We start from the raw sequence: 17,346 nt of genomic DNA on the forward strand, positions 1-17,346 counted from the left end.
TGTGACCCGCGACACCATGGACTATCCTCATTCTCACCACATGAAAAAGTCGATCGCCGAGGCGATCGCACAGTCAGGAGACCGCGTGTCCAACAGTGCCGTGATCCAACGAACCTTCTCGGTCCTGGAGGCCGTCGCCGCTTCGGGCTGTGCGGCCGCGAAGACCGTGGCCACCCGCCTCGAGATCCCGCTGCCCACCGTGTACCGGCTCCTCAACGAGCTCGCCGATTCCGGGTATCTCGTCTACCTCAAGGACTCCAAGCGCTTCGAGCTCGGCCCCAAATGCTTCGAGCTCGGGCTGTCGTTCCAGCAGCGCCTCGTCGCTCCGCATCCGATCCGGCAGATCACCGATCAGCTCCACCGGTCGCTGGGCACCGCCGCCTATTTCGCGATCTACCGCGGTTCGGACATCATCCTCACCTACTGCTCCGATTGCGAGAAGCACCCGCGGCTGCGGCCTCTGCGCTTCGGGTTCCACGAAGCAGCGCACGCCACCGCCTTCGGAAAGATCCTCTTAGCCGGAATGCCCGAACCTCAGCGCACCGACTACCTCGAAGCACGCGGAATGCAGGTGCTGACCCCGCAGACGATGATCAGCCGAGAGGCTCTCGACCCCCACCTCGCCGAGGTGGCCACCCGCGGAATCGCCTGGGAGCACGAGGAGTTCCTGCCCCGTCAGACCTGCGCGGCAGTGCCGGTGCGCAACGGGACCGGGATGCAGGTCGGAGCGATGGCGATCAGCACTCCCACGTCGAAGATGGCGGGACGGGCGAAGCAGCTCGAGACGACTCTGCGTGAGCATGCGGGACTGGCATCGAGCTACCTGCGCGGCGGATCGGTCACCGTCCCAGTCGCCGAACACGCATGACCCGCGCGCTCCCCCACGGGACCACGCTCGTCGCAGCCGAACACGCTTAAGCCCCAGCTTTATCGCCACATGAGAAGAACCGTGTCCTCCGACTGACGACTCTGCCGAGAATGATCGTGCTCGCTCACAGTCGAGAACTCAAGGAGGAGAAATGGGCACGAACAACAGCGTCGCAGTGGTGACAGGGTCCGGACGGGGAATCGGTCAGGGCATTGCGCAGAGGCTCGGAGCCGATGGTCATCATGTCATCGTCGCCGACCTGCCGACCATGCAGGACAGCGTGGCGGAGACCGTCACCACGATCGAAAGTGCAGGTGAGAAGGCCACCGCCGCCGAGGTGGACGTCACGGACGAGGAGTCGCTGAGCCGCCTCGTCGAGGTTGCCGTGGAAGCGGGAGGCAAGCTCGACGTCTTCGTCGCCAACGCCGGCATCGCCCAGGTCGAACCCCTCATCGACTATTCGAAGGCCGATTTCGAGAAGATCGTCGACGTCAACCTCACCGGCGTCTTCCTGTCCTATCAGGCCGCGGCGAAGCAGATGATCGAGCAGGGCAACGGCGGCAAGATCATCGGCGCCGCCTCGATCGTCGCGTTCCGGCCCTTCGCTCTGCTGTCGCCGTATTCGGCGACGAAATGGGCGGTGCGCGGACTGACCCAGGGCGCGGCGATGGAGTGGGCCAAGCACGGCATCACCGTCAACGCCTACGGTCCCGGCATCGTCGGCACCGCGATGTGGGATCTCATCGATGAGAAGCTCGCCGCCGAGGAGGGGCTGGCCAAGGGCGAGGCGATCAAGAAATATGCTGGTGACATCCTCATGGGCAGGGTGTCCGTCCCCGAGGATGTCGCGAACCTCGTGTCGTTCCTCGCCAGCGAGGACTCCGATTACATCACCGGTCAGACCATGCTCGTCGACGGCGGAATGCAGTTCTCGTAGCGTCGTCGCCGAGGGCGAAACCGACATGAGTCACCCCACAAGCACCGACACCGCCGCCCACGTTTCCGCTGAAGAAATCACCCACAGAGAGAAGGAAGAACAATGATCTTCATCGTCGTGAAGTTCCCCGTCAAACCCGAAATGGCTGAGCAGTGGCCCGAGCTGACCCGCGAATTCACCGCGGCGACCCGGGCGGAGCCGGGCAACAAATGGTTCGACTGGTCGCGCAGCCTCGATGACCCGAACGAATTCGTCCTCGTCGAAGCCTTCGACGACGATGCCGCCGAGGCGCATGTGAAGTCCGATCATTTCCAGGCCGCGATCGCCGACGGCGGGCCGATGCACTCCGCACTCGCGGCGACCCCGAAGATCATCTCCCGTCAGATCGACGGCGACGATTGGGACGCGATGGGCGAGATGCAGATCGACTGAACCTCGCCGAGGCGGCTGTCCCCAATCCGGAAGGTCCCGTCACCGAGGCAGTCACGCGGGTCCGCTGATGCGTTCAGCGGGCCCGCGCTTCGTGTTCGCGTGTTTTCTCGCGATCGGGACTCAGTGCCGCCGCAGGTACACCTTCTGGCTGTCGACCCATTCGTCGAGCACGTTCGCGCGGTCGTCGAACTTCGCCGTCGGGAACGCCAGTCCCTTCGTCGGCACGCTCGCACCGAGCTCGACGAGCAGCGGCCGCAGAGTCGTCTCGACGGCCAAGGTGTGGGCCGGGGACCCGATGGTGAAGACGGGGATTGCGGTCAGCCCGTGCAGACCGCCTGCGTCGTAACGGTCGAGGAAGGCTTTGAGCAGTCCGGTGTAGCTGGCCTTATAGGTCGGGGTGGCGATGACTGCGTAGTCGGCGGTGGCCAGGCGTTCGGTGAGTTTGTCGAGGCGGTCGGACTTCCACTCGAAGACTTCGTCGGTCACCTCGGCGAGTTCGATGGTTTCGTCGATCTCGGATCCGGTGACTTCGGCGATCCTGGCCGCGAGGTCTTCGGCGACTCGGCGGGTTCGCGAGTTGGGGCTAGGGTTGCCGACGACGACGGCGATGCGTGTGGTCATAGGGGGTCCTCCAGGCTTTCGATATACGTGGGCGGCGGGCGGTACGCACGGCTATCCGGTTCCGCGCTCGGCAGCACCGTCTGCGCTCAACACTATGCGCCGGCATTTGAGCACCGCCCGGTGAATGACATATCCGTTCTCATCCCCAACCTGGACCGATGCCATTCCACCGCTGCGCGTCCTTAGTTACCATGAAGTACCGCCGATCTTCGGCGGACCTCCCGCACCTCACCTTCAACCGCCGTCAGATCACCGACGACCTCCGAGGAGCATCCATGACCACCCCCGACTCCAGTCGCCCCACCGAAGACCAAGTCCTCGGCGCGCAGGCCGACGCCGTCGACCGCGGACTCAACATCACCGTCGAAGGCGACACCCAGCACACGGTCCAGACGCTGAGCCAGACCTACCCGACCACCGTGGCCGACCTCTGGGAAGCCTGCACCGATCCGGCCCGTCTCGAACGGTGGTTCGCTCCTGTCAGCGGCGACCTCGAACTCGGCGGCCGCTATCAGATCGAAGGCAACGCCTCCGGCACGATCGAGGACTGCGAACCGCCCCACTTCTACTCACTGACCTGGGAATTCGCGGGAGGAATCAGCCATGTCACCGTCCGCATCTCCGAGGTGGACGACAGCGCACGCCTGACGCTGGAACATTCGCACGCGGGTGAGGCGAACGCCGATTTCTGGGTGCAGTTCGGACCGGGCGCCACCGGGGTCGGCTGGGATATCTCCCTCCTCAGCCTCGCCAACCACCTCGTGGCGGGCACGGGACGACCGGAAGACGAGAACGAGTGGGTCACCTCGGCGAAAGCACAGGAATTCGTCCGCACCTCCAGCACCCGCTGGGGCGAGGCCTCGGCGGCGGCAGGAACACCCGTCGATCAAGCGCGCGCCGCCGCGGAACGGACCACCGGCTTCTACCTCGGTCAACCTCCGGCCGAGTGATCCACATTCATCAGGTGAGCCGCTAGCCGACTACGTCGCCGTCACGACTTCGCTGCCCTTGGGTGGGCGTTTTGGTCACGCACAACACAACAGAACGTGACCAAAACGCCCACCTAAGGATGGCGAGAGCCCCTACTCCCCCGCTTGCTTCCGCGCTCCGAGCGCCAAGCGGGCGATGTCGCGCAGCACTTCGAGCTCCTCGCTGCCGTCGAGCAGCGCCCGCAGCTCGATAGCGGCCCGGCTGAGCAGGTTGCGATAGGCGCCGGCGACGTTATCCGGTTCGCGGGTCAGCGGGTAGGACACGCAGAGGGCGAACACGATCGCCCCGACGGTGAACGCCACACTCGCCGAGGCGGTCCCGGCCACCCGCGCCTGCTTCGTCGCGTAGAACTCCGCCGGATTTCCCGGCCCGCACAGTGCCAGGGCCGCCGAGCCGCCGTCGACGAGCGGGAGCACCGCCCCGACTCCGCGGGAGACGCGAAGCTCATGATCGGCTTCGACATTGCGCACGCACACGCGGTCCTCACCGACTCGGACCCACAGCTGCACGGATTCCCCGGTCATCGTCCGCAGATGCTCGAGCACCGAGTTCGTCGTGGCGATATTGCGCCGGCCCGGGAAGGGCCCCAACCGCAGCAGCCCCGAAGAATCACGGATGATGAACTTGTGCGCCCGCAGGTCGGTGAGCAGCCGGTACGTCGTCGACTTCGAATAGCTGAGGCGGCGGCACACCTCCGCAGCCGTCATCGGCGAGTCCTGGAGGACGGCGAGAATGGCCGCACTGCGGTCGATGACGCCGATCTCCGGCGGCGAGTTGTCAGTTGTAGCTTTCATTTCGTCCTTCACGACACCGTCACGTCAGCGAGCAGCTTCCGTCTCGACACCCACCACCGGAAGATGATCGGTCCGATGATGCCTGCCACCATGAGGATGATGATCGACAGCGACACCGGCCTGGTCACCAGGGGTGCGAACGATCCGCCGGAGATCTGCAGCATGCGCCGGAAGTTGTCCTCGAGCAGCGGCACGAGCACGAGCGCGAGGATCGCCGGGGCCAATGGGATCCCGCCCTTCTCCATGAGGTAGCCGATGACACCGAAGATGCCGAGCATCATCAGCCCGAACAGGCTGAACTCGATGGCATAGGCGCCGATGACCACGAGCACGAGAATGGACGAGAAGAGGATCTCCTTGGGCATCTTCAGCAGCTTCACGAACACCCCGACCAGCGGCAGGTTGAGGATGATAAGGGCGATGTTGCCGATGTACATGCTCGCGATGATCGTCCAGATCAGGCCGGTCTCATCGCGGAAGATCAGCGGGCCGGGCTGCAGACCGTACATCGTGAACACGAAGAGCAGCAGCGCCGTCGTCGCCGACCCCGGGATGCCGAGGCTGAACAGCGGAATCATCGCACCGCCCACACCGGCGTTGTTCGCCGCTTCCGGACCGGCCACGCCTTCGATGGCGCCGTGACCGAATTCGTCCTTCCGCTTCGAGATCCGCTTCTCCATGATGTAGGACATGAACGAGGCAAGCGAGGGACCGACGCCGGGCAGGATGCCGATGATGAAGCCGACCACGGAACCGCGAGCCCAGGGCCCGGCCGACCGCTGCCAGTCCTGCTTCGTCATCCACTTGTCGTTTCCGAAGCTCTGGATCTCGTCCTTCGCCCCGCGCCCGAGCGCGAGGTTGCGGATCGCCTCGGGGATGGCGAAGAGCGCCATCGCGAAGATCGTGAAGTCGATCCCGTCGGAGAGCAGACTCATCCCGAACGTCTGCCGGGGCAGCCCGGTCTGGAAGTCGAGACCGACGAGGCCCACGGCCAGACCGATGAAGATCGAGATGAGCGCCTTAGCCCGCGAACCCGCCGACATCGTCGACGCGAGCAACAGGGCCGTGGCCATGAGCAGGAAGTATTCGGTGGCGCCGAAGACGTTCGCCAGCTTGACGAGGACGGGCGAGAGGAACGTCAGCCCGATGATCGCCAGCGTGCCGGCGAGGAACGAACCGATGGCCGCGGTCGCCAGGGCCGCCTTGCCCCGACCTCGGCGAGCCATCTCATATCCCTCGATCGCGGTGACCGCGCTGGCCACTTCGCCAGGGGTTTTGATAAGCGTGGCGGTGATCGAACCGCCGTACATCGACCCGTAGTAGATTCCGCACAACAGGATGAGCCCGTGGACCGGCTCCATGCCGAAGGAGACCGGGATGAGGATCGCGATCGCAGAGATCGGTCCGATTCCCGGCAGCACGCCGACGACGGTGCCCAGCAGCACGCCGAGGAGGGCGAAGGCGAGGCTGACCGGCTCGAGTGCCGAGGCGAAGCCGCCTCCCAGATCCATGAGAGTGTCCATGTCCGCCCCCCTAACCCAGGATTCCGACGGGCAGGTACACGGCAAGTCCGTAGACGAACGCCGCGTAGACCACGACCGAGAAGAGAACGGAGAAGATGAGGTTGCGGATCCACTTCTCAGGCACGTAGATGCTGGTCAGCCCCATCAGGAAGGCCGCCGTCGAGAGGAGGAACCCGACCGGGATGAGAATCGCGAGATAGACGAAGAACAGCGCGAACTGGAACACGACCTTCCGCAGCTGCGGCTCCGGCGGGGCCTCGAGAACGATCCCGCCGACCCCTTCCTCACCGGAGGATCCACCCGAAGATTCAAGGGAGGGTTCCCCCGCCGAGGCGGCCGCACCGTCCCCATCCCCCGCCGCAGTCACGGATGCGGATCCCACGGACCCGGGCCCCGCCTCGGCGAGGGTGTCCTTCCGGTGCCGGACGACGGCTTGGCCGGCGACGAAGAGGCCGAGCACGATGAGCCCGATCCCGACGATGGCGGGGAAGGTGCGCGGGGTGACGATGTTCGCGGTCTCCTGGATGGAGAACGTGGCGATGTAGTACACCGCGCCGATGACGGCGATGGCGCCGCCGGTGATGAGGTCGGTGCGGTGAGCGGTCATTTGCTGTTGCCCAGGTCGGTCTCCTTGACGCCTTCGGCAACCGTCTTCGCCGCTTCGTCGACGTAGGCCTGGGCGTCGTCACCGGTGTGGAACTCGGTGGCCCACTGGTTGTTCTTCAGGGTCTCCTGCCACGCGTCGGACTCGCTGACGTCTTCGAGCGCCTTGGCCCAGAAGTCAACTGCTTCCTGCGGCATCTCGGCGGGTCCGTAGACTCCGCGCCAGTTGCCCAAGGTCACGTCATAGCCAGAGTCCTTCGCGGTGGGCACCTTGTCGAAGGGAGCCGCCAGCGGTTCCTGGGCGAAGGTGACGAGCGGTTCGATGTCACCGGCTTCGATGACGGAGCGGAACTCGCTCATACCGGCGATGGCGACCTTCGCGTCCCCGTTGAGCATGGCGGTCGTCTGCTCGCCGCCGCCGTCGTAGTTGACGAAGTTGATGTCGGCCGGGTCGATGCCCGCTTCCTTCGCGAACAGGGCGAACGGCAGGGTGTCGTCTCCGGCGGCCGCGACGGTGACCTTCTGCGGGTCCTTCTTCAGCGCCTTGACCAGGGAGTCGAGATCCTTGAAGTCCCCGTCTTTCGGGGTCACGACCATGAAGTCCTCGACATAGAGGGTGGCGACGAGCGTCGCGTCCTCCGGGCCGTATTCGCAGAGGTTGCGTGCCTTCATCGTCTGGCTGGCCAGGGAGGTGATGGCAATCTGGTCGTCCTTGCCCTTCTCCTGCTGCAACATCGACGTCAGCCAGGAGCAGCCGGTGCCGCCGGGCTTGTTCTGCACGGGCAGCGGGCTGGAGACGATGTCTTCCTTCTGCAGCGCTTCGACGAGGGCACGTGCGGTCGTGTCCCAGCCAGATCCTGGCTCGGCTGGAGCGGTGACCGTGACCGGTCCCTTCGGATAGTCGCCGCCCTCGCCCGGGGGCTGCGCCTTGTTTCCGCAGGCGGTGGCGACGAGGGCGACCGAGGCGAGCACGGCTCCGATCTTCGCCGCGCGCTTGCGGGTATTCGTCGTTTTTTCCTTCGCCGAGGTGGCCGTCCGTGTACGTGTGATCGTCGTTGATCGCATGAGCTGTCCCCTTGTGTGTTCGGTTGTCGATATCGGTTGGTGTGGCAGTTGATCTGGTGAAGGCGGTTCGTCAGTCGAGGCGGTTCTCGTCGGGCTGCGGTCCGTCGACCGGTGGACCCGTCGGCACAGTCGGGCCGTCCCTGTAGTGGTTGTTGTGGCGGCCCGGTTCCGGCACATCGCTGCGCAGTCCGAGCCGGTTCCCATCGAAGGTCAGCGGCAGCAGCGGCACATCGACGCTGGTTCCGGTCGGCAACCCGGTGTGGGCGAGCGCTCCGGAGGCCACTAGGTGCGGATCGTCAGTGAGGTCGGCGGGTGTGTTGACCGGGGCGACAGGGAGTCCGCGGCGCGTGCATTTCTCTTCGATCTCGGCCAGGCTCAGCTGGGACAGTGCCGCCTGGAGCTCTTGGTGGATGCGGTCGCGTTGGTCGACTCGGCCCTGGTTGGTCAGCATGTCCGGGTCGGCGGCGAGTCCGGTCAGTCCGAATTCGTCGCAGAGGTCGCGCCATTGCCCATCGGAGACGGCGGCGACGAAGACCTGGTTGTCGTCGGCGTCGCGGAAGATGTCGTAGACGGCCCAGGTGGCTTGCCTGGTCGGCATCGGGCGGGGTGGTTCGCCGCTGATCTGGGACTGTGCCATATGCGTGCCGACGAGGAACGCGTTGTTCTCGAACAGTGCGGAGTTGATGAGTTTTCCGCGGCCGGTGGTCTCGCGCACCCGCAGTGCGGACTGGATGCCGATGACTCCGAACATTCCGCCCATGATGTCGTTGACGCTGGCGCCTGCGCGCAGCGGCTGCCCGGGAGGACCGGTCATATAGGCCAGTCCGCCGAGCATCTGCACGACCTCGTCGAGAGCGGCCCGGTTCCCGTAGGGACCGGAGAGGAACCCTTTGAGGGAGCAGTAGATGAGCCCGGGATTGCGCGCGGAGAGCTCCTCGTATCCGAATCCGATCGATTCCATCTTCCCGACGCGGAAGTTCTCCAGCAGGACATCGGCGGAGTCGATGAGGTCGAGGACGCGGTCACGGTCGGCAGCCTCGGCGATATCGAGTTGGACGCTGTGCTTGTTGCGGTTGAACGCGGGGAACAGCCCGGATCCGGACCCGGGCAGGTAGCGGGTCTTGTCGCCGGCGCCGCGCGGTTCGACCTTGATGACTTCGGCGCCGAGGTCGGCGAGGATCATCCCGCAGCTGGGCCCCATGACCATGTGGGAGAACTCGATGACCCGGATGCCTTCGAGCGGCAGGGGTTCGGGGGTCGTTGCGGAGGTTGCTTCGACGGTCATATCAGGCCTTCGCCGAGGCGGGTGCGAAGAGCCCGTCGAAGACCGCCGGGGTGGCGGGAATGTCCGACAGGCTCGAGGTCAGATTGTGCCCGACAGCGTCAATGAGGGGGTCACGGACCTCAGTGAGTGCCTCGACGTCGACGCCGGTGGCCACGCCTTCGCGGTGGAGGAGGTGGACGAGGTCGTCGGTGCCGATGTTGCCGGCGGCGCCCGGGGCGAAGGGGCAGCCGCCGAGTCCGCCCATGGCTGCGTCGAAGTTCGCGATCCCTAAGTCGAGGGCGGCGATGACGTTGGCCATTCCGAAGTTATAGGTGTCGTGGAGGTGGAGGTTGACGGGCTTGTCCGGGAACGCCTCGAGAACTGCCGAAGTGTTGCGGCGGACCAGCGATGGGCTCGCGTTGCCGATGGTGTCGGCGACCCCGATTCCGTGAGCTCCGGCGTCGACGAAGGGACGGAGAACCTCGACGAGGTGGTCCGCCTCGGTGATTCCGTCGAAGGGGCAGATGAAACTCACTGCGGTCGTGATGTCGAAGCGCAGTCCCTGGTCACGGGCGAAAATGGCGGCGTCCATGAGGCGATCGGAGGCCTCGGCGATGGAGGCGTCGGAGTTCGCCTTCGAGTGCCCTTCGGAGGCCGAGAGCACGAGTTTGATGTTCTTGGCGCCTGCGTCGACGGCCCGCTGAGCGCCCTTGAGGTTGAAGACGAGGGTATAGAACTCGACTCCATCGGCCTCGTGGGGAGCGAGGCGGCGCAGCAGCTCGTCGGTGTCGGCCATCTGCGGGACCTTCTTCGGATTGACGAAGGAGCCGACCTCGATGTGCTTGAGTCCCGAGCCGATGAGCTTCTCTGCCAGGGTGACCTTGACGTCGGTGGGCACGATCGCTTTTTCGATCTGCAGCCCGTCGCGCAGAGTGGTGTCGAGGATGTCGACGGAAGTGGGCCGGACCATGGGACTCCTTCACGCAAGCTCCCGCTGAGCGGGAAACGATTCGTCGCCGCGCTCCAGTGTGCGGCGTCATTTTCGTTATACATTGCGCTCAGTCCACCGGACAGGCTTTGTTCGGTATTTGAGAGGACCGGGAGAATTGCCTGCGCAGTGTCCCGTTTATCGGGAACTTGGGTTTTTGAGTCGGTACGTCTGGATCGCGTGGCCAGCTTCGAGCTCGGCACGGTCGACGAGTTCCATGTCGACGACATCACTCAGTCCGGCGAAGAGGTACGGACCATGGCCGGCGATGCAGGGGTGGACGACGAACTCGAATTCGTCGATGAGGCCGAGTTCGGCGAGCGCGAGCGGCAGCGTCACTCCCCCTGTCGCGAGTCCCCTCACGGACTGTTCCTTGAGTTTGCGGACGGCGGTTTCGAGGTCTCCGCGGATGAGCTCGGAGTTCCAGTCGACGCTGTCCAAGGTGCTCGAGACGACAAATTTGCGAGCCGGATCGATGGCCGCAACGAACGGGTCGAGGTCCGCCTCCGGGGTCGTGTCACCTTCGGGTCGGCGCCAGGCGTCTTCCATCATCTGGTAGGTGATGCGACCGAAGATCAGTCCGTCGGCACGTTTGAGATTGTCTGCGTGATGGCGATGGAAATCCTCGCTGATGACTCCCACGCGATGATCGCAGCAGCCGTCGACGGTGACGTTGATCGAGTACCTCAGCTCGGCCATGGCATAAGAGTAGACCTGGGAGGTCCTCACTGGAAGAGGTTTTGGCGCTCAGTCCTCGCTGCTGTCCTCGTCCGACTCCGGGGCTGTGCCCTGATCCGATGCCAGCCCCAGCCATGACAGCACTTCGTCGGTGTGCTCGCCCAGATCGGGTCCGAGGTGGTCGATCGCGATCGATTCGCCGCCGATGACCGGGGTGATGCCGGGGAAGGCGACGTCTTCGAGGACTTCTTCGCCGGTGGAGACGTCGAGGTTCTGAATCATCCCGCGAGCGGCGAGCTGCTCATCGGCGACGAGATCTTCGGCCGTGTAGATGGGCCCCGCCGGAACGCCCACTTCCTCCAGAGCCTCGACGACGTCCTCGACTGAACGCTGCGCGCACCACGCCCCGATGGCTTCGTCGAGTTCGTCGCGCCGCTGCCAACGGCCGGCATTCGTCTGCAGGTCGGCATCCTCGGCGAGGTCGGGACGGTCGATCGCCGTCATCAGCCGCGGGAAGATTCCATCCCCATTACCGGCGATGACCACGGACTTCCCGCCGGCGCACATGTAGCCGTTCGAGGGCGCGATGCCCTCCATCCGACCGCCGGTGCGGGTGCGGACCTCGCCGAACGCGGAGTAGTCGGGGACGAGGGATTCCATCACGGAGAACATCGCCTCGTTGAGCGCGACGTCGACGGTCCGCTCCGACAGCGGACCCTTGCCTTCGAAGCTGTGCGCGGATCCGACGACTGCCTCGGCGGCTCCGGCGATCTTCTGCCGCTGTCGGTCGAAGAGCATCATCACGGCACCGAACGCCGCCTGCATTCCGGCGATCGAGTCGCCGATCGAGATGCCCACGCGCACCGGCGGGCGGTCGGGGTCGCCGACGAGTTCGCGGAAGCCGGAATATCCTTCGGCGACGGCGGCGAATCCAGGCCGGGACGACATCGGTCCGGTCTGGCCGAACGCTGAGATGCGCACGAACACAAGGTCGGGGTTCGCCTCTTCGAGCACATCGGGGCCGAGTCCCCACTTCTCGAGGGTGCCCGGGCGGAAGTTCTCGAGCAGGATGTCGCTGCGGCGGACGAGTTCGAGCACAGCTTCGCGTCCCTCGTCGCTGCGCAGGTCGAGCACGACCGACTTCTTGTTGCGGTTGATCGTGCGGTAGAGCATCGAGGTGTCGCCGGCCTTGAGCCGCCAATTGCGCAGTTCGTCACCGGTGCCGGGGCGTTCGACCTTGATCACCTCGGCGCCGAAGTCCGCAAGCATCCGCCCGGCGGTGGGTGCGGCGATGTAGTTGCCGAGTTCGAGGACTCGCACACCGGAAAGGGGAAGTCGGTGCGTGCTCATGACGATGCTCCTAGTTGTGCGTGGGTCGGTTCTCCCATGGTGCCAGGTGCGGTGCCCGGAATCCCGGATATCCGCATCTTCAGATGATCGCGGGCCTCACCTCGCCGAGGCGGCCCGCGTGCGAAGCGGTGAGCTTACCCTGCAGTAGCTCCTCGGTGGACTGCCTCATCCCCTGAGAACGATGTGAACATCATTCACCATTTGAACAGTTGCTGTGACTTTGGGGAACTTCCAGCAACTTCGCTTGAATCACTGTTGTCACGCGGGCGTGCGTATTCAAGACTGACTATCGAGTCGCAGACAGCGATGATTCGTCACCGAATGAGGAGTTGAACATGGAATCGAACGATTTCGCAGGCAACAACGACAACGGTCAGAACGACTTCGGCAATCAGCAGCAGGGCGGCCAGCAGAGCCAGCAGGGCGGCTTCGGTGACCAGGGTGGCCAGCAGGGTCAGTCGGGTCAGCAGGGCCAGGAGCAGGGTGGCTTCGGCGGTCAGGACCAGGGCCAGGGCGGCCAGCCCGGCGGCCAGGAACAGGGTGGCTTCGGCGGCGGCGAAGACCGTGGCCAGCAGCAGGGTCAGCAGGCCCAGGGCCAGCAGCAGTCCAGCGGCTTCGGTGGCGACAACGACCGCGAGCAAGGTGGACAGCCCGGAGGCCAGGACCAGGGCGGTTTCGGCGGCGGAGATGACCGCGGCCAGCAGGCCCAGGGCGGCCAGAACGACAGCGGCTTCGGCGGAGACGACCGTGGGCAGCAGTCCCAGGGAGGACAGCAGTCCGGCGGCTTCGGCGGAGACAACGACCGCGAACAGGGCGGCCAGAACGATGGTGGATTCGGTGGCGAGCAGGGTCAGGGCGGGTTCGACCAGAACCGCTGATCTCAGCACCCACTTGATCCGGCGTCATCTCTGAGGCGCCGAACCACACACACGAGCGGCGCACCATTCATCGGTGCGCCGCTCCGTGCATTCACTCCGTAACTGTCACGACCTGACGGTGTCTGCCGAGACCTTCGAGCTCAAGCTCGACCGTATCTCCGTCTACCAGATACGGGTACCGCCCGGACAGGCCCACTCCTTGTGGTGTGCCGGTGAGGATGACGTCTCCGGGTTCGAAGGCCATCGCCTGGCTGAGTTGGAAGATGATCTCGCCGACGGAGAAGATGAGGTCGCTCGTCGACGAATCCTGTCGAGCTTCGCCGTTGACCCAGCTGCGCAGCCGCAGGTCACTGGGGTCTACCTCGGCGGCGGGGCGGATCCACGGGCCCAGCGGGGTGAACCCGGGAAGATTCTTCCCCTTCGACCATTGGCCTCCGGACTCCTCGATCTGGAGCCGCCGTTCGGACAGATCATTGCCGAGCACGTATCCGGCCACATTGTTGAGCCCCTCCTCCGCCGAGGCGGCCCTGAAGGTCCGTGGCCCGATGACCACTCCGAGTTCAACCTCCCAATCGGCCTTCGTCGCATACGGCGGCAGTTCGATGGGGTCGTTGGGGCCGGAGATGGTCGAGGGCATCTTGAAGAAGATGACGGGGCGCTCGGGAGGTTCGGCTCCGGTTTCGCGGGCGTGCGCTGCATAGTTCATGCCCACGCACACGATGGCAGAAGGCCTGGTCAGCGGAGCACCGATGCGCATCTCATCAGCACCGTCGAGTGTGCTGAGCTCCCCGGCGGCGAGCGCCTTTCGGACACGTCCGATTCCGTCGGCGGCGAAGAAGTTCGGGTCGATGTCATCGGTCAGCGGGCGGAGGTCGAAGCAGACTCCGTCGTGACGGACTGCCGGAATCTCTTGTCCGACCGGCCCCAGTCGCTGCAGTTCCATGCGGTTCCTCTCTACTAGCTCTAGGCCACGTCATTGTGACCTGCCGCCACGCTAGCGAAACCGCCGAGGCTTATTTGGAACCGCTCAAGTATTGGACAATCGCAGCCCCGCAGATACGCGGCGCATCAGGACCATCCCTCACTCGCAGTGCCGCACCACCCCGTTCCTGCAGGGGGTTATGCCACCACGGGTGAGGGATGCTTCGCAGCCTGTAGGACGAGCCACTTGCAGGGGGTTGTGGCCCTAACAGTGAGTGATGCCCGAAAGCCCCTCGGCGCATGTTCAGCCGGCGGGGCTCACACAGCACTCACACTGTCTGCTGGCGGATGTAATCGGCTTTCGCGCGGCGGGGTACGACGACGATCGGCACCGGAGAGTTCTGCAGGATCCGCATCGCGTGGCTGCCCAGGGACACTCGCTTGAGCGCACCCAGTCCGGAGGACCCGAGCATCATCACTTCCGGGTGCTTCCACTCGACGGCCCCGAGAGCCGCGGCCCAGTCGGCGCCGGTTCCCACAACGACGTCCGTCTCACCAGGCTTGATGTGCAGCTGCTCGATCGAACACAGGATCTTGTCCGTATCCCGCTGGACGGCCTTCGTCCACTCGTCGATGACGCGCGACTCCATGTCGAAGGGGACGTTCGCGGACGCGACCACTCGCGAACGTGGGGCGAACGAGGCGATGCGGAACGGCACGTCCGACTCCGCTGAGACCATCGCAGCACCAAGAATGAGATCCGCAGAGGTGGACGAGCCGGAATACGCGGCCGTGATCCGCTCCAGCCGCGCACCTTCCGACGCCTGGAACCCGGCCGGGGCCAGAGCCACAGGCAACCGCGCACTGTGGAGCAGACCGTTCGATACCGACCCGAGCGCGATTTTGCCCGGCTTCCCCTCCGACGACGGTCCGACGACCAGGCGATAGGCATCGGTCTTCTCGCACATCTCGAGCAGTCCGCGCCGTGACGACCGCGCGGAGTGGAGGACGCATTCGGACTCAAGATCGCTGGGAATGAGCGCACGCGCTTCGTCGAGGGCCGCCTCGGCGACGGTGCGGAATCTCTTCTCGTACTGGCTCTCGAAGTGCACGGGTGCCATCGGGAACGCGGCGGAGTCGACGGCTGTCGCGACGATCCGGCGCCGATAGGTGCGGGCGAGGACGATACCCAGCTCGACTGCGGCGCGGTTGTCCTGACCTGGGGCGAGACCGACGACGATGCTCATTTGGCTCCTCCTGTGGAGTCCGTTCCGGCGGATTCGGGATTGGTGGGCCCCGCCTCGGCGAGCTGTCTGCCGAGGACGGAGGACTTGCGACCGAAGATGAAGTACAGGCCCAGGATGAAGGCGGTCCAGATGATGAAGACGACGATCGTGATGATCTGCAGGCTCGAGATGATCCAGAAGCAGCCGATGATCGAGAGCACCGGCAGGACGGGATAGAACGGGACCTTGAAGCCGCGTTCGAGGTTCGGTTCGCGCACGCGCAGGATGATCACGGCCAGGGACACGACGACGAAGGCGACGAGGGTGCCGATCGAGGTCATCTCGGCGAGGAAGTTCAGCGGGATGAAGCCGGCGAGGATCGCGATGACAGCAGAGACGACGATCGTGCCCTTGACCGGGGTGAGAGTGCGGGGATTGACCTCGCGGAAGAGCTTGGGCATCATTCCGTCGCCGGCCATTGTGAACAGGATGCGGGACTGGCCGTAGATGGAGACCAGGGTGACGGAGAAGATCGAGATCACCGCGCCGGCGGCCACGACCGTGCCGGGCCATTGTGAGCCGACGATGTTCTCGAGGATGGCCGACAGACCCGCGGTCTGTCCGTCGAATTTCTCCCACGGCTGGGCGGACAGGGCGGCGACGGCGACGAGGACGTAGACGGAGGTGACGATGATAAGCGCGGCGATTAGAGCTCGGGGCATCGTCTTCTTCGGGTTCTTCGTCTCATCGCCGGCCGTGGCGACGGCGTCCATGCCGACATAGCTGAAGAAGATCAGACCCGAGCCGGCGACGACTCCGGAGATGCCGAAGGGGGCGAAGTCGGCGAAGTTGTTCGAGTCCCAACCGGTGACGCCGACGCAGATGAAGAAGATGAGCACGCCGACCTTCAGACACACCATGATCGCGTTGACGACGATGGATTCGCCGGTGCCGCGCACCAACAGGAAGCAGCACATCGCCAGCAGCAGGATGGCCGGCAGGTTGACGATTCCGCCTTCTTCCGGCGCATAGGCCAGGGCGTGCGGGATCTCGAATCCGAAGAGGTTGAACAGCAGCTGGTTGACGTACTGCGACCAGCCGACGGCGACGGCGGCTCCGGCGACGCCGTATTCGAGGAGCAGACAGGCGGCCACGCCCATCGCCGGCAGTTCGCCGAGGGTCGCATAGGCATAGGAGTAGGAGGATCCGGAGACGGGAACGGACCCGGCGAGCTCGGCATAGCAGATGACCGCGAGGCCTGCGACGGCTCCGGCAATGACGAATGACCAGATCACGGCGGGGCCTGCCACCGGAACGGATTCGGAGAGGATGAAGAAGATGCCGGTGCCGATGGTCGAACCGACGCCGACCATCGTCAGCGAGAACAGCCCGATGGTGCGTTTGAGGTCGGTCTCGACATCTTCTTTCTGCCGTGGGACCGGTTTGATCCGGAACAGCTGCTGTCGCAGTGTGGGCATCATCTTCTCCAGACATCATCGTCTTACTGACCTGCCGACGGGCCCCGAACTCGCATCCATTGGACGCTCTTCCGGGTCCGCCACTACTGAGACAATACGACAGCCAGCTCCGCAATCATCCTTCAGAACTGGAAATCTTCGATACGAAATCCGTCGAATCTCGCCGAGGCTGTCCAGCCCTTGCAATCATCGCCGCGGGTGAAAGCGGTGAAGTGAAGCAACGAGATCTTTATTCAACAAAAGGGTTGAATAAAGATCCTGATCGCAGTACCGTATCAACCAATTGGTTAAATATGGGATTCGAAATGCAGGAGGCTCCATGGCCGATCAGCTGTCCAAGGTCTTTGCGGCACTGGCGGACCCGACCCGTCGGGACATGGTGGCCCGCCTCAGCGTCGCGGACTCGACGGTGAACGAACTCGCCGAACCCTACGACGTCAGCCTGCAGGCCGTATCGAAACATCTCAAGGTGCTCGAGGACTCCGGACTGGTCTCCCGCACCCGTGACGCCCAGCGCAGACCGGTCCACCTCGAAGACAATGTGTTCGATCTGATGACGAAATGGATCGAAAGATACAGACAACAGGCAGAGGAACGCTATCAACGCCTCGACGCTGTCCTCGAACAGATGGACGCGGACGAGGAAGCGAACAATTCGGACTCGAGCGCCGCCTCGGCGACGGGATCCGAAGATAAGTCACCCCATAGAAAATCACGCAAAGGAGCATGA

At 64.6% G+C, this 17,346-nt stretch carries 18 protein-coding genes; 5 read left to right on the top strand and 13 right to left on the bottom strand.

Going from position 1 to position 17,346, the window contains the following annotated elements:
- The first annotated feature begins 40 nt into the window (after positions 1–40).
- The 3 genes from BEP01S_RS01780 (at position 41) to BEP01S_RS01790 (ending at position 2,237) form a co-directional block, all read left to right on the top strand.
- Positions 41–868 (top strand): IclR family transcriptional regulator, encoded by an 828-nt coding sequence (locus tag BEP01S_RS01780; RefSeq protein ID WP_062239964.1) that lies wholly within the window; start codon positions 41–43, stop codon positions 866–868.
- Positions 869–1,019: 151 nt separating this feature from the next.
- Entirely contained in the window at positions 1,020–1,805 is a 786-nt protein-coding gene (locus BEP01S_RS01785) for an acetoin reductase (protein ID WP_062239966.1), read from the top strand.
- Positions 1,806–1,907: 102 nt separating this feature from the next.
- Complete coding sequence (locus BEP01S_RS01790) at positions 1,908–2,237, top strand: putative quinol monooxygenase (RefSeq protein WP_062239969.1); 330 nt, start codon at positions 1,908–1,910, stop codon at positions 2,235–2,237.
- A gap of 120 nt (positions 2,238–2,357) precedes the next feature.
- Here BEP01S_RS01790 and BEP01S_RS01795 read toward each other — a convergent pair whose 3' ends face one another.
- A complete protein-coding gene (locus BEP01S_RS01795) occupies positions 2,358–2,858 on the bottom strand; it encodes an NADPH-dependent FMN reductase (protein ID WP_062239971.1) in 501 nt (166 codons plus the stop codon).
- 275 nt (positions 2,859–3,133) lie between these two features.
- Here BEP01S_RS01795 and BEP01S_RS01800 point away from each other — a divergent pair, with 275 nt between their 5' ends.
- Positions 3,134–3,808 carry an SRPBCC family protein gene (locus tag BEP01S_RS01800; protein ID WP_062240808.1) on the top strand — a complete coding sequence of 225 codons (675 nt, stop codon included), beginning with the start codon at positions 3,134–3,136 and terminating at the stop codon, positions 3,806–3,808.
- Positions 3,809–3,940: 132 nt separating this feature from the next.
- On the opposite strand, the gene BEP01S_RS01805 is transcribed toward BEP01S_RS01800, so the two are convergent.
- The 12 genes from BEP01S_RS01805 to BEP01S_RS01860 all read right to left on the bottom strand — a co-directional run bounded on the left by BEP01S_RS01805 (position 3,941) and on the right by BEP01S_RS01860 (position 16,616).
- Complete coding sequence (locus tag BEP01S_RS01805) at positions 3,941–4,642, bottom strand: helix-turn-helix domain-containing protein (RefSeq protein WP_062239973.1); 702 nt, start codon at positions 4,640–4,642, stop codon at positions 3,941–3,943.
- A gap of 8 nt (positions 4,643–4,650) precedes the next feature.
- On the bottom strand, positions 4,651–6,165 hold the full coding sequence (locus BEP01S_RS01810; RefSeq protein WP_062239975.1) for a tripartite tricarboxylate transporter permease: 1,515 nt from the start codon (positions 6,163–6,165) through the stop codon (positions 4,651–4,653).
- Positions 6,166–6,175: 10 nt separating this feature from the next.
- Positions 6,176–6,772: a tripartite tricarboxylate transporter TctB family protein gene (locus BEP01S_RS01815; RefSeq protein ID WP_062239978.1), complete on the bottom strand. Its 597-nt coding sequence runs from the start codon at positions 6,770–6,772 to the stop codon at positions 6,176–6,178.
- Positions 6,769–7,833: a Bug family tripartite tricarboxylate transporter substrate binding protein gene (locus BEP01S_RS01820; RefSeq protein ID WP_062239981.1), complete on the bottom strand. Its 1,065-nt coding sequence runs from the start codon at positions 7,831–7,833 to the stop codon at positions 6,769–6,771. Before BEP01S_RS01820 ends, BEP01S_RS01815 begins: the two co-directional genes overlap by 4 nt.
- Before the next feature lie 70 nt (positions 7,834–7,903).
- Entirely contained in the window at positions 7,904–9,118 is a 1,215-nt protein-coding gene (locus tag BEP01S_RS01825) for a CaiB/BaiF CoA transferase family protein (RefSeq protein ID WP_062239983.1), read from the bottom strand.
- Position 9,119: 1 nt separating this feature from the next.
- Positions 9,120–10,067, bottom strand: a complete 948-nt coding sequence (locus BEP01S_RS01830) for a hydroxymethylglutaryl-CoA lyase (protein ID WP_062239985.1) — start codon at positions 10,065–10,067, stop codon at positions 9,120–9,122.
- A 156-nt stretch (positions 10,068–10,223) separates the two neighbouring features.
- Entirely contained in the window at positions 10,224–10,784 is a 561-nt protein-coding gene (locus tag BEP01S_RS01835) for a dihydrofolate reductase family protein (protein WP_062239987.1), read from the bottom strand.
- A 48-nt stretch (positions 10,785–10,832) separates the two neighbouring features.
- Positions 10,833–12,113 (bottom strand): CaiB/BaiF CoA transferase family protein, encoded by a 1,281-nt coding sequence (locus tag BEP01S_RS01840; protein ID WP_062239990.1) that lies wholly within the window; start codon positions 12,111–12,113, stop codon positions 10,833–10,835.
- Positions 12,114–12,427: 314 nt separating this feature from the next.
- Positions 12,428–13,000 carry a hypothetical protein gene (locus BEP01S_RS01845; RefSeq protein ID WP_062239997.1) on the bottom strand — a complete coding sequence of 191 codons (573 nt, stop codon included), beginning with the start codon at positions 12,998–13,000 and terminating at the stop codon, positions 12,428–12,430.
- An 82-nt stretch (positions 13,001–13,082) separates the two neighbouring features.
- Positions 13,083–13,934: a fumarylacetoacetate hydrolase family protein gene (locus BEP01S_RS01850; RefSeq protein WP_062239999.1), complete on the bottom strand. Its 852-nt coding sequence runs from the start codon at positions 13,932–13,934 to the stop codon at positions 13,083–13,085.
- 307 nt (positions 13,935–14,241) lie between these two features.
- A complete protein-coding gene (locus tag BEP01S_RS01855; protein ID WP_062240002.1) occupies positions 14,242–15,159 on the bottom strand; it encodes a universal stress protein in 918 nt (305 codons plus the stop codon).
- A complete protein-coding gene (locus BEP01S_RS01860; protein WP_062240810.1) occupies positions 15,156–16,616 on the bottom strand; it encodes an APC family permease in 1,461 nt (486 codons plus the stop codon). Before BEP01S_RS01860 ends, BEP01S_RS01855 begins: the two co-directional genes overlap by 4 nt.
- Positions 16,617–16,935: 319 nt before the next feature.
- On the opposite strand from BEP01S_RS01860, the gene BEP01S_RS01865 reads away from it, so the two are divergent.
- Positions 16,936–17,346, top strand: a complete 411-nt coding sequence (locus tag BEP01S_RS01865; protein ID WP_062240004.1) for an ArsR/SmtB family transcription factor — start codon at positions 16,936–16,938, stop codon at positions 17,344–17,346.

The sequence above is a fragment of the Brevibacterium epidermidis NBRC 14811 genome, assembly GCF_001570805.1.
Taxonomy (GTDB): Bacteria; Actinomycetota; Actinomycetes; order Actinomycetales; family Brevibacteriaceae; genus Brevibacterium; species Brevibacterium epidermidis.